This is a genomic window from Streptomyces sp. MBT65 (assembly GCF_016612545.1).
Taxonomy (GTDB): Bacteria; Actinomycetota; Actinomycetes; order Streptomycetales; family Streptomycetaceae; genus Streptomyces.
The window spans coordinates 1-12,849 of record NZ_JAENRY010000376.1 but is presented as its reverse complement, the minus strand read 5'-3'; the positions used below and the strand labels follow the sequence as shown (position 1 = coordinate 12,849).

Below are 12,849 nucleotides of genomic sequence, written 5' to 3'. Positions count from 1 at the left end.
GCTGTCTCATCCAGGTCGCGCTCGACGCGGGAGTGAGCGGGCGGGGCGAGCGCGACCTGGATGAGACAGCCCAGTTCGCGCCCGGACCGCTCGGCCTCCTTCGACAGCGCGGTGACGAGCCGGGCCCGGTCGACCGACTGCACGACATCGGCGTAACCGACCACGGATCGCACCTTGTTGGTCTGCAACTGACCGACGAAGTGCCAACTCAGCGGCAGATCCGCGCATTCGGCCGCCTTCGGCGCCGCGTCCTGGTCCCGGTTCTCGGCGACATGACGCACACCGAGTTCGGCCAACGTTCGTACGTCGCTCGCCGGATAGGTCTTGGTGACCACGATCAGGGTCACCTCTTCGCGCTTCCGCCCGGCCGCCGCGCACGCGGCGGCGATGCGCTCTTCAACTTTCGCCAGATTTACGGCGAGTTCGCCCTTACGGTCCGTCATGTCCGATCAGTCCAGCCAGACATAGCTCGCCAGCCGCCCGGTCGTACGGTCGCGGCGGTACGAGAAGTGGTCGCCCGATTCACGGGTGCACACCGGCGACTGCTCCCGGTCGCGCACCCCGAGCCGGTCGAGCTGCGCGTGCGCGCCAGCGGTCACGTCGACCGCGGGAGTGCCCCAACTCGTCTCGGCGTACGCCGCCGGTTCCACCGCGGCGACGTCGGCGCGCATGTCCGCGGGCACTTCGTAGCACCGGCCGCAGACGGCGGGTCCGGTGCGGGCGACGATCCGGGCGGGATCGGCGCCGAGTTCCACCATGGCCCGTACGGCGGCGGGGACGACCCCGGCGACCATGCCCGGGCGTCCGGCGTGGGCCGCGCCCGCGATCCCGGCGACCGGGTCGGCGAGCAGGACGGGCGTGCAGTCGGCGGTCAGCACGGCGAGGGCGAGTCCGCGCCGGGCGGTGACGACCGCGTCCACGGCGGGGATGTCGGCGGAGCCCCAGGGCTCGTCGACGACCGCCACGTCCGCGCCGTGCACCTGGTTCATCCAGACCACCAGCGCCGGGTCCAAGCCCATTGATTTGGCGGCCAGTTCACGATTCGTACGGACCGCGTCGGCGTCGTCGCCGACCGCGCCGCCGAGGTTGAGCTCCTCGTACGGAACGGCGCTCACCCCGCCCCACCTGTCGGTGAAGGCGAAGTGCGCGCCGCTCACGGTGTCGAACTGTCCTATCACTTCAGGAAGTCCGGTACGTCCAGCTCCTCGGCCGCGCTGTCCGAGTAGGTCCGCGACGGCGGGACCGGCGGGGCGACCGGAAGGTCCGCGGCCGGCACCGGCGCGGGCTCCGGCTCCTCCTTCGGCTTGACGCTGCCGAGCGACCCGAAGGACGGCCGGCTCTCGGCCTGCCGTACCGGAGTCGACTCCTCGCGGCGGCCCGAGGTCGAGCCGGTCTCCCGGCGGGTCGGCGGCTGGCCGCCGTCGAAGCCGGCCGCGATGACCGTGACCCGGACCTCGTCACCGAGGGCGTCGTCGATGACTGCGCCGAAGATGATGTTGGCCTCGGGGTGGGCGGCCTCGCTGACCAGTTGGGCCGCTTCGTTGATCTCGAACAGGCCGAGGTCGGAGCCGCCGGAGATGGACAGCAGGACGCCGCGGGCGCCGTCGATGGAGGCCTCGAGGAGCGGCGAGGAGATCGCCATCTCGGCCGCCGCCACCGCGCGGTCGTCGCCGCGGGCCGAGCCGATGCCCATGAGGGCCGAACCCGCCTCGGACATCACGGACTTGACGTCGGCGAAGTCGAGGTTGATCAGACCGGGCGTGGTGATGAGATCGGTGATGCCCTGCACACCGGAGAGCAGGACCTGGTCCGCCGACTTGAAGGCGTCGAGGACCGAGACCTGGCGGTCCGAGATGGACAGCAGCCGGTCGTTCGGGATGACGATGAGGGTGTCGACCTCTTCGCGGAGTTCGGCGATGCCGTCCTCCGCCTGGTTGGCCCGGCGCCGCCCTTCGAAGGTGAAGGGGCGGGTGACCACGCCGATGGTGAGGGCGCCCAGAGAGCGCGCGATGTTGGCCACGACGGGGGCGCCGCCGGTACCGGTGCCGCCACCCTCGCCGGCCGTCACGAAGACCATGTCGGCCCCCTTGAGGACCTCCTCGATCTCCTCGCGATGATCCTCGGCGGCCTTGCGGCCGACGGCCGGGTTGGCGCCGGCGCCGAGTCCGCGGGTGAGTTCGCGGCCGACGTCGAGTTTGACGTCGGCGTCGCTCATCAACAGCGCCTGCGCGTCGGTGTTGATGGCGATGAACTCGACGCCCTTGAGACCGACCTCGATCATCCGGTTGATGGCATTGACACCACCGCCGCCGACACCGATGACTTTGATGACTGCGAGGTAGTTCTGCGGTGCTGCCACGTCGAAGGCCTCTCGCCTCGAGTTACGTGTCGTCGGTCGCGGTGTTCCGCGACCCGACGACGGATGCCGAATGGGACGGTCCGTAGCGCCGACCCGAACCCTAACGTTGAAGTTTAGGGTTACCAGTGTGTCCGTTCCTTGAAGTCTTCTGAACAGGACACTAAGTCGACAAGTGGCGCACGTTCAACGAACACGCCGAACCTCCCGTTTTTCTTTTCACCCTATGTGATCAGCCGTAGCGCTGCCCAACCAGGGTGCTGGCCTGCGCGAATGTGCGTCAACTCCCGGCTGACGCAGGGGCGGTGGGAACACTTACGTCGAAGTGCCGGGCCCCGGAAGCTGCTTTCATGAGAGCGGTGAGCGTACGCGCCTTCGCTGTGCCCTTCTCGCCGCTTCCCCATGCGACGGTACGGCCGCCGCTCAACTCGAGTGAGATGTCGTCGTAGGAACGGACTTTGACGACCTGGGTGACGCGCGCGACGGCGGCCGGAATGTCACCTGCGACGCGCACCGCCTCGCGGACGAGTCGGGCCTCGCCGAAGCGGCGCAGGCCGGCCGCGGACGAACCCGATTGGGAGAGCGTCAATTCGAGGGTGGGAACGGACTTCGGTGGCGTGGAAACGGTGGCGAACCGTACGCCCTCGTCGTCCACTTCGACGAAGTTTCCGCCCTTTTTCTCCACCAGGACCGGGCTGCGTTCGGTCACTTTCAGCCCGATTCCATGAGGCCAGGAACGGACCACGTCAACGGTGTCAATTCGGGGCAATTTCCTGCGGAGTCGGGCTTCGATCGCATCGGTGTCGACAGAGACGAGCGGTCCGCCGACCGGAACGCCGGCGGCTTCGCGCACCTGTTCCGGCGTCAGGACCTTCGTCCCGGACACCGACACCTTCTCCACCCGCAGCCACTGCGAGCCGTAGAGCAGCCAGATCGCGGCGGCGCCCAACAGGGCCGCGGCGAGGGCGAGTACGACAATCAGACGAAGGCGTCGCGGACCCAGGCGCCGGACAAGGGGCGGGCCGGACGACTCCTGTTGGCGTTCACCGCGCTCGGCGGTCGTCGGTCCGGCCACGATCCCCTGCCTCTCTCACATAGGGCTAGCGGTGCCGCGAGGCGATCGCCTCGTACACCATGCCGACGAGCAGGTCGTCGGCGTCCCGGCGGCCGAACTCGCTTGCCGCGCGCGACATTTCGTACAGCCGGTGCGGGTCGGCGAGCACGGGCAGGACATTGCCCTGGACCCACTCGGGCGTCAGTTCCGCGTCGTCGACCAGGAGTCCGCCGCCGGCCTTGACCACCGGCTGGGCGTTCAGCCGCTGTTCGCCGTTGCCGATGGGCAGCGGGACGTAGGCGGCCGGGAGTCCGACGGCGGAGAGTTCGGCGACGGTCATCGCGCCCGCGCGGCAGAGCATCATGTCGGCCGCGGCGTACGCGAGGTCCATCCGGTCCACGTACGGTACCGGGATGTAGGGGGGCATCCCCGGCATCTGGTGCACCTGCGGCAGTTCGTTCTTCGGGCCGACCGCGTGCAGGATCTGGATTCCGGCCTGTTGGAGGTACGGCGCGACCCGCTCGACCACCTCGTTGAGGTGCCGGGCGCCCTGCGAGCCGCCGGAGACCAGCAGCGTCGGCAGGTTCGGGTCGAGGCCGAACGCGGCCCGGGCCTGCGGCCGTACGGCCGCGCGGTCCAGGGTGGCGATCGAGCGGCGCAGCGGGATGCCGATGTAACGGGCGTCCCGCAGCTTGCTGTCGGGCGTCGAGACGGCGACCTTGGCCGCGTACCGCGAACCGATCTTGTTGGCCAACCCGGGCCGGGCGTTGGCCTCGTGGATCACGATCGGCACCCCGAGGCGCTTGGCCGCGAGATAGCCGGGCAGCGCCACATAGCCGCCGAAGCCGACGACACAGTCCGCCTTGGTGCGCTCCAGGATCTGCTCGGCCGCCTTGATGGTGCCGCGCAACCGGCCCGGCACGGTGATCAGTTCCGGGGTGGGCTTGCGCGGCAGGGGTACGGCGGGGATCAGCGCGAGTTCGTAGCCCCGCTCGGGTACGAGACGGGTCTCAAGGCCGCGCTCCGTGCCCAGGGCCGTGATCCCCACGGTGGGGTCCTGCCTGCGCAGGGCGTCCGCGAGGGCGAGCGCCGGCTCGATGTGGCCGGCGGTCCCCCCACCGGCGAGTACGACATGCACCGAAATTCACCGCTCTCCGGACGAACGTGCCGCCGAGGCACGCCGTCTCATCGTGTTCCATCTCCGGGAACTCCGGCCGGAACCGGGTGCCCTGGCCCCCCGTTTTCTACCAAAGCGGGGTTGCCGCATCGCAAGCGCCGCCCGCGCAGCGGGGTCGTCGCGCGCGAAGGCGATCAGCAACCCGATGGCGAACATGGTCGGCAGCAGGGCGGAACCCCCGTAGGAGAACAGCGGGAGCGGGACGCCGGCGATCGGCAGCAGGCCGAGCACCGCACCGATGTTGATCACTGCCTGAGCGGTGATCCAGGTGGTCACGCCTCCCGCGGCATACCTCACGAAGGGGTCCTCCGTGCGTCCGGCCACGCGGATACCCGCATAGCCTAGGGCCGCGAAGAGGGCGAGCACCGACAGTGTGCCCGCCAGACCCAGTTCCTCACCGGTGACGGCGAAGATGAAGTCGGTGTGGGCCTCGGGGAGTTGACCCCATTTCTCCACACTCGCGCCGAGCCCGGAGCCGAAGATCCCACCGGATGCGAGCGCGTAGATCCCGTGCACGGCCTGCCAGCAGTCGGCGACCCCGGTCTTGGGCTCGGTGGCACCGATGCAGGCGAGCCGGGCCATCCGGTTGGGGCTGGTCTTGATGAGGATCACACCGATCACGGCCGCGATCGACAGCACGCCCGCGAAGAGCCGGGTCGGCGCTCCCGCCAGCCACAGCAGACCGAACAGGATCGCGGTGAGGATGATCGCCGTACCCATGTCGCCGCCGAGCATGATCAGGCCGAGCAGCATGAACGCGACCGGCACCAGCGGGACCAGCATGTGCTTCCACTGGGACAGCATCGCCTTGTCCTGCTTGCGGGCGAGCAGATCGGCGCCCCACAGGACGAGGGCGAGCTTGCCGAACTCGCTGGGCTGGATCTGGAAGGAGCCGCCGAGCGAGATCCAGTTGCGGTTGCCGTTGACCGACATCCCTATCCCCGGCAACTGCACCAGCGCCATCATGAAGACGGCGCCCGCGAGGATCGGATAGGCCAGCGCCCGGTGCAGCTTGACCGGCATCCGCGAGGCGGCCAGCGCCAGCACCGCGCCGATGGAGGCCGCGAGGAACTGTTTGCGGAAGAAGTACGAGCCGGGCAGCGAGAGTTGGAGCGCCGTGATCTGGGAGGCCGAGTAGACCATCACCAGACCCAGCACGGTGATCAGCACGCTGCCGCCGGCGATCAGGTAGTAGGCGGTCAACGGCCGGTCCCAGGCCCGGCGCACGTTCCCGTACAGCCGTCGTACGGGGTTGTCGCGGACCGTCCTGGCGGCTGCGGGACGTCTGGGGGTCCGCTGCTGCACGGGCGGCCGGCCGGTACGGCTACTGGGCATCAGCGCCTCCGCTCACATCGGTCAGGCGCCGAGTTCGCGAACCGCCTGGGCGAACGCGTCACCGCGCTTGGTGTAATTGGCGAACATGTCCATGGAGGCGCAGGCCGGGGCGAGCAGCACCGTGTCGCCGGCGGCGGCGAGCCGCTGTGCCTCCTGGACAGCCGCGAGCATCGCCCCAGTGTCGGTCCGGGCGAGGTCGACGACGGGTACTTCCGGCGCGTGTCGCGCGAGGGCTTCGGCGATCAGCGCGCGATCGGCGCCGATCAGCACCACACCCCGAAGTCGCTTCGCCGACTTGGCGACCAACTCGTCGAAGGTCGCGCCCTTGGCGAGCCCGCCGGCGATCCACACGATCGACTCGTAGGCCGCCAACGAGGCTTCCGCCGCATGGGTGTTGGTGGCCTTGGAGTCGTCGATGTACGCGACACCGTCCACATCGGCCACGTGCGCGATGCGGTGCGCGTCGGGCGTGAAGGCCCGCAGCCCGTCCCGTACGGCCTTGGCGGGCACCCCGAAGGCGCGCGCGAGGGCAGCGGCGGCAAGGGCGTTGGCGATGTTGTGCGGGGCGGGCGGATTGACGTCCGAGACCTCGGCGAGTTCCTGCGCGTTGCGCTGCCGGTCCTCGACGAAGGCACGGTCGACCAGGATGCCGTCCACGACGCCGAGTTGGGACGGCCCGGGGCTGCCCAGCGTGAACCCGATGGCCCGGCAGCCCTCTTCGACGTCGGCCTCGCGGACCAGTTCCTCGGTGGCCTTGTCGGCGACGTTGTAGACGCAGGCGACCCGATTGCCTTCGTAGATACGGCCCTTGTCGGCGGCGTACGCCTCCATCGAGCCGTGCCAGTCGAGGTGATCGGGCGCCAGGTTCAGAACGGCGGCGGAGTGGGCGCGCACCGAGGGCGCCCAGTGCAGCTGATAGCTCGACAGTTCGACGGCGAGGACGTCGTACTGCTCGTCCCCGAGTACGGCGTCCAGGACCGAGACGCCGATGTTGCCGACGGCCGCCGTGCGCAGGCCCGCCGCCTTCAGGACGGAGGCGAGCATCTGGACGGTGGTGGTCTTGCCGTTGGTGCCGGTGACGGCGAGCCAGGGGGCTGGTTTTTTACCGTCCCGGCCGCGCAGGCGCCACGCCAACTCCACGTCCCCCCAGACCGGGACGCCCGCCTCACGGGCCGCCGTGAACAGCGGCTTGTCGGGCTGCCAGCCGGGGGTGGTGACGATCAGTTCGGTACCGCCGGGCAGGGTCGCGCCGTCACCGAGGCGCACGGTGATGCCGAGCGCCTCCAGGTCGGCCGCCTGGGCCCGGGAGCGCTCGTCGGCGCCGTCGTTGACGACCGTGACGAGCGCGCCGAGTCCGTGCAGGACCTTGGCCGCCGGGATGCCGGAGACACCGAGCCCCGCGACGGTGACGTGCTTGCCCTCCCAGGAGAGCCCCTGCCCTTCGGTCACTTTTCCGCTGCCCATCCCGCGTAGAAGAGGCCCAGGCCGACGATCACGCAGATGCCCTGGATGATCCAGAAGCGGACCACGATGAGCACTTCGGACCAGCCCTTGAGTTCGAAGTGGTGCTGGAGTGGCGCCATCCGGAAGACCCGCTTGCCGGTCATCTTGAAGGAGCCGACCTGGATGACGACCGACATCGTGATGAGGACGAACAGACCGCCCATGACGGCCACGAGCAGCTCGGTGCGGGAAAGGATCGCCAGACCCGTGACGACACCGCCGAGGGCGAGCGAACCGGTGTCCCCCATGAAGACCTTGGCCGGCGAGGTGTTCCACCACAGGAAGCCCAGGCAGGAACCCATCAGCGCCGAGGCGATGACCGCGAGGTCGAGCGGATCGCGCACTTCGTAGCAGGCGTTCGGGTTGGTCAGGGTGATCGCGTTGGCGCAGGACTCCTGGAACTGCCAGACACCGATGAAGGTGTAGGCGCCGAAGACCAGGACCGAGGCGCCGGTCGCGAGGCCGTCCAGACCGTCCGTCAGGTTCACGCCGTTCGACATCGCGAGGATCATGAACAGCGCCCAGATCACGAACAGGATCGGGCCGATGTTCCACCCGAAGTCCGTGATGAAGGACAGCTTCGTCGAGGCCGGGGTGTTGCCGCTGACGTCCGGGAACTGCAGGGCCAGCACCGCGAAGCTGATGCCGACGATCAGCTGGCCGGCCATCTTCGCCTTGGCCCGCAGGCCCAGCGAACGCCTCTTGACGATCTTGATGTAGTCGTCGAGGAAGCCGACCAGCCCCATGCCGCACATCAGGCCGAGCACCAGCAGACCCGAGTAGGTGGGCGCGTAGCCGGTGATGACCTTGGACAGGAAGTAGGCGGCGACCGTCGCCAGGATGAAGGCGATACCGCCCATCGTCGGCGTACCGCGCTTGCTGGCGTGCTCGCGCGGGCCGTCGTCGCGGATGTACTGGCCGTAGCCCTTGCGGGCCAGCAGCTTGATCAGCAGCGGGGTGCCCACCAGGGTCAGGAACAGGCCGATGACTCCTGAGAACAGGATCTGCTTCATCATCGGACGGCTACCTCACCCTCGGTACCGGCCTCGACGAGCGCCTGCGCCACGCTCTCGAGCCCGACCGACCGGGACGCCTTCACGAGAACGACGTCTCCCGGGCGCAACTCGCTGCGCAACAGGTCGACCGCCGCCTGTGCGTCGGACACGTGCACCGACTCCTCACCCCACGAACCCTCGTTATATGCGCCCAGTTGCAGCCAGGACGCTTCCCTGCCCCCGACCGCGACGAGCTTGCCGACATTGAGCCGGACGGCCAACCGTCCGACCGCGTCGTGCTCGGCGAGCGCCTCGTCCCCGAGCTCGGCCATCTTGCCGAGCACCGCCCAGGTCCGCCGCCCCTTGCCCATGGCCGCGAGCGCGCGCAAGGCGGCTCGCATGGACTCGGGGTTCGCGTTGTAGGCGTCGTTGACGATGGTCACGCCGTCCGAACGCTCGGTGACCTCCATCCGCCAGCGGGAGAGGGAGCCCGCCTCCGAGAGCGCGGTGGCGATCTCGTCTGCGGACATGCCCAGCTCATGGGCGACGGCGGCCGCGGCGAGCGCGTTCGACACGTGGTGCTCACCGTACAGGCGCATGGTCACTTCGCTGCACCCGGAGGGTGTGTGAAGGCTGAAGGCGGGCTGTCCGCTGTCCGTGAGTCTCACGTTCTCGGCCCGTACGTCCGCTTCGCCGGACTCTCCGAAAAGGATCACTTTCGCCTTCGTACGGGACGCCATGGCCCGTACGAGCGGATCGTCCGCGTTGAGGACGGCGACGCCGCCGTCCTCAACTGAAGGGAGCGCTTCCACGAGTTCGCCCTTTGCCTGTGCGATCTGCTCCCGGCCGCCGAACTCGCCGATGTGGGCGGTGCCGACGTTGAGGACGAGGCCGATCTGCGGGGGCGTCAGGTCCGCGAGGTAGCGGATGTGACCGATTCCGCGGGCGCCCATCTCCAGGACGAGGAACCTCGTCTCGGCGGTGGCGCTCAGCGCGGTCAGCGGCAGCCCGATCTCATTGTTCAACGATCCCGGTGTGAACACCGTGGGCGCCTTGCGCGCGAGCACCTGGGCGATGAGGTCCTTGGTGCTGGTCTTGCCCGCCGAGCCGGTGAGGGCCACGAGGGTCGCGCCGAGCCGTCGTACGACATGACGGGCGAGGGCGCCCAGGGCGCTCTGGACGTCGTCCACGACGATCGCGGGGACGCCGACCGGGCGGGACGCCAGGAGGGCCACCGCGCCCGCCTCGACGACCGCGTGCGCGAAGTCGTGGCCGTCGACGTGCTCGCCGACGAAGGCGACGAAGAGGCTGCCGGGTTCCACTTCCCGGGAGTCGCGGACCACCGGGCCGGTGACCTGGACGGACGGATCCGGTATGTCGTGCGTCTGCCCGCCGACGACTTCTGCGATCTCGGCGAGGGAGAGGGCGATCACAAGTTCATCCCTGGGTCTTCTGGATAGCTTCGCGAAGCACCTGGCGGTCGTCGAAGGGACGGACCACTCCGGCGATGTCCTGGCCCTGCTCATGGCCCTTGCCCGCGACCAGCACGGTGTCCCCCGGCTGTGCGCGGGCGACGGCGGCGGCGATGGCGGCGGCCCGGTCCTCGAAGACCTGGACCTCGCCGCGCTCGTGCGCGGGCACGGACGCGGCCCCCTGGAGCATGGTCGCGAGGATCGCGAGGGGGTCCTCGGAGCGGGGGTTGTCCGATGTCAGTACGGCGGTGTCGGCGAGCCGGGCGACAGCGGCGCCCATCGGCTCGCGTTTCGTCTTGTCCCGGTCCCCGCCGCAGCCGAGCACGACGTGCACCTTGCCCTCGGTGACCTTGCGCAGCGCACGCAGAACCGATTCGACGGCGTCCGTCTTGTGGGCGTAGTCGACGACCGCGAGATACGGCTGCCCGGCGTCCACGCGCTCCAGGCGCCCGGGCACGCCCGGTACCGCGGCGATGCCGTCGGCGGCGAGCTGCGGGTCGAGGCCCGCGGTGGCCAGGGCGGCGATCGCGGCGAGGGTGTTGGCCACGTTGAAGGAACCGGCCAGCGGCGCCCTCGCGGTGATCAGCTCGCCCTTGGGGCCGACCGCGGTGAACGTCGAGTCCATGGGGCCGATCTCGACGTCCTGGGCCCGCCAGTCGGCGTCCGGGTGGCCCTCGGCGGAGTAGGTGACCACGGGGATCGTGGCCTCGGCGGTGAGCCTGCGGCCGTACTCGTCGTCGAGGTTGACCACTCCCTGCCGGCTGCGCAGCGGCGTGAACAACTGCGCCTTGGCCTGGAAGTAGTCCTCCATGCCCGAGTGGAACTCCATGTGTTCCGGGCTGAGGTTGGTGAAGACCGCGATGTCGAAGATGCAGGCGTCGACCCGGCCGAGGACCAGCGCGTGGCTGGAGACCTCCATGGCGACCGCGTCGACCCCGCGCTCCAGCATGACCGCGAACAGGGCCTGGAGATCGGTGGCTTCGGGGGTCGTGCGCTCCGACTTCATGCGCTCGTCGCCGATGCGCGTCTCGACCGTACCGATCAGACCGGTGGACCGGACCGTTTTCAGGCCGCCCTCCACGAGGTACGCGGTGGTGGTCTTGCCGGAGGTGCCGGTGATGCCGATCTGGAGCAGATCGCGGCCGGGGTGACCGTAGATCGTGGCCGCCAACTCGCCCATCTGCCCGCGCGGGTCCGCAACGACCAGCACCGGCAGGCCCGTTGCGGCCGCTCGGTCGGCGCCGGCCGGGTCCGTCAGGACGGCGACGGCACCGAGGCCGGCCGCCTGGGTCACGAAGTCGGCGCCGTGCAGGCGGGCGCCGGGCAGCGCGGCGTACAGGTCGCCGGGGCGGACGGCGCGCGAGTCATGGGTGATGCCCGTGACGTCGGCGGCGGTCGTCGGCTCGGCGGCGCCCGCTTGGGCGGCGAGTTCCGCGAGGGGTGTGGCGGAGAGCTGCGCCGGCCTGGGCGGCCCCGGGTATGTCACGGATGCGCCCTTCTGGGGGGGTTGGGACTGATCGGCGGATGGCACGGCGGTGAGCGTACCGGGCGCACCCGCCGGGGAGCGAAGCGAGGGGCGGGGCCCGCTGTCCTGCTGGGCCTGGTTCCCGGACTGGGAGGTGATCATGGTCACGGATCGGTTCCTGGCTGTTGCGCTGATCAGGGCGTGAAGGTCACGGGCAGATTCGCGGCCTTCGCCCCGGTGGGCGGGACCTGGAGGGTCTTGAGGGCGAACTCCATCACCTGCTTGTAGATCGGTCCGCAGATCTGACCGCCGAAGTAGCTTCCGCTGGTGGCGTTCTGGATCGCGCAGTAGACGGTGATGCGGGGATTGTCGGCGGGCGCGAACCCGGCGAACGACGAGGTGTAGCCCTTGTACTTGCCGGTGGCGGGATCCACGCGGTTGGCGGTGCCGGTCTTGCCCGCGACCCGGTACCCCGGAATGGCGGCCTTACCGCCCGTGCCCTGCTCGTCGTCCACCACGGACTCCAGCATCTGGGCGAGGGTCTTCGCCGTCTTCGCACTGATGACCCGGGTCTTCTTGGGCGTCGCCGCGGGCGTGAAGCGGCCGTCGGGCCCCTTCGTGCCGCGCACCAGGGTGGGCTCGACGCGGACTCCGCCGTTGGCGACCGTCGAGTAGACGGAGGCAGCCTGGAGCGCGTTGAGGGACATGCCCTGGCCGAAGGGGATCGTGTACTGCTGCGAGGTCGACCACTTGGCGGCGGGCGCGAGGATGCCCTTGGTCTCGCCGGGGAAGTTCAGCCCGCTGTAGCTGCCGATGCCGAACTTGCGCAGATACGAGTACAGGACCTGGTTGGCCTCGGGCTGTGTCTTGCCGAGCTGGCCGGCCGCCTCGATGGTGCCGATGTTGCTGGACTTGGCGAGGACGCCGTTGAGCGTGAGGTTCCAGGTCGCGTGGTCGATGTCGTCCTGGAAGAGCCGGTCGCCGCGGTGCAGCCGGTTCGGCACGACGACATGCGTCAGCGGGGTGGCCACGTTCTCCTGGAGTACGGCGGCCATCGTCATGACCTTGGCGGTGGAGCCGGGCTCGTAGGCGTCCTGGACGGCCGCGTTGCCCAGGGAGGCCGCGTTGGCCTGGGCGAGGTCGTTCGGGTCGAAGCCGGGCGCGTTGGCCATGGCGAGGATCTCGCCGGTGCGGGTGTCCTGCACTATCACGTACCCGCGGTCCGCCTTGGACTTCTTCACCTGCTCGGTGATGGCGTTCTGCGCGGCCCACTGGATGTCACGGTCGATCGTCAGTTCCACGTCGGAACCGGGCACCGCCGGCGTCTCCGTGGAGCCCGCGGTGGGCACCTGGAGACCGCCGGACTGGGCGTAGCGGACCTTGCCGTCCTTGCCGGTGAGGTCCTTGTTCAGCTGCTGCTCGACCCCGCCGCCGGGATACTGGGCTGGGTCAACGCCGACGGCAAGGGCGGCGGCGGGGTCGAGCAGCAGCT

At 69.7% G+C, this 12,849-nt stretch carries 10 protein-coding genes and 1 pseudogene; all 11 read right to left on the bottom strand.

What is annotated here, in order from left to right; genetic code table 11:
• A pseudogene (locus tag JHN63_RS45210) lies at positions 1 to 443 on the bottom strand (YggS family pyridoxal phosphate-dependent enzyme); the annotation flags it as partial.
• Between the two features lie 6 nt (positions 444 to 449).
• Positions 450 to 1,178 (bottom strand): peptidoglycan editing factor PgeF, encoded by a 729-nt coding sequence (gene pgeF, locus JHN63_RS45205; RefSeq protein ID WP_200690959.1) that lies wholly within the window; start codon positions 1,176 to 1,178, stop codon positions 450 to 452.
• Positions 1,175 to 2,359: a cell division protein FtsZ gene (gene ftsZ / locus JHN63_RS45200; RefSeq protein ID WP_200690958.1), complete on the bottom strand. Its 1,185-nt coding sequence runs from the start codon at positions 2,357 to 2,359 to the stop codon at positions 1,175 to 1,177. The genes pgeF and ftsZ overlap by 4 nt, the downstream gene beginning before the upstream one ends.
• 277 nt (positions 2,360 to 2,636) lie before the next feature.
• Positions 2,637 to 3,431, bottom strand: coding sequence for an FtsQ-type POTRA domain-containing protein (locus JHN63_RS45195; RefSeq protein WP_200690957.1), 795 nt, complete (start codon positions 3,429 to 3,431; stop codon positions 2,637 to 2,639).
• Positions 3,432 to 3,456: 25 nt separating this feature from the next.
• Positions 3,457 to 4,548, bottom strand: coding sequence for an undecaprenyldiphospho-muramoylpentapeptide beta-N-acetylglucosaminyltransferase (gene murG / locus JHN63_RS45190; protein ID WP_200690956.1), 1,092 nt, complete (start codon positions 4,546 to 4,548; stop codon positions 3,457 to 3,459).
• 6 nt (positions 4,549 to 4,554) lie between these two features.
• Positions 4,555 to 5,922, bottom strand: a complete 1,368-nt coding sequence (gene ftsW / locus JHN63_RS45185; protein WP_200690955.1) for a putative lipid II flippase FtsW — start codon at positions 5,920 to 5,922, stop codon at positions 4,555 to 4,557.
• A gap of 21 nt (positions 5,923 to 5,943) precedes the next feature.
• Entirely contained in the window at positions 5,944 to 7,386 is a 1,443-nt protein-coding gene (gene murD, locus JHN63_RS45180) for a UDP-N-acetylmuramoyl-L-alanine--D-glutamate ligase (protein WP_200690954.1), read from the bottom strand.
• Positions 7,368 to 8,441 carry a phospho-N-acetylmuramoyl-pentapeptide-transferase gene (gene mraY, locus JHN63_RS45175; protein ID WP_200690953.1) on the bottom strand — a complete coding sequence of 358 codons (1,074 nt, stop codon included), beginning with the start codon at positions 8,439 to 8,441 and terminating at the stop codon, positions 7,368 to 7,370. The genes murD and mraY overlap by 19 nt, the downstream gene beginning before the upstream one ends.
• Complete coding sequence (gene murF / locus JHN63_RS45170) at positions 8,438 to 9,853, bottom strand: UDP-N-acetylmuramoyl-tripeptide--D-alanyl-D-alanine ligase (RefSeq protein ID WP_200690952.1); 1,416 nt, start codon at positions 9,851 to 9,853, stop codon at positions 8,438 to 8,440. Before murF ends, mraY begins: the two co-directional genes overlap by 4 nt.
• Before the next feature lie 4 nt (positions 9,854 to 9,857).
• Positions 9,858 to 11,378, bottom strand: a complete 1,521-nt coding sequence (locus tag JHN63_RS45165) for a UDP-N-acetylmuramoyl-L-alanyl-D-glutamate--2,6-diaminopimelate ligase (RefSeq protein WP_200690960.1) — start codon at positions 11,376 to 11,378, stop codon at positions 9,858 to 9,860.
• Positions 11,379 to 11,551: 173 nt separating this feature from the next.
• On the bottom strand, positions 11,552 to 12,849 hold a 1,298-nt coding region (locus tag JHN63_RS45160), incomplete at its 5' end, for a penicillin-binding protein 2 (RefSeq protein WP_200690951.1).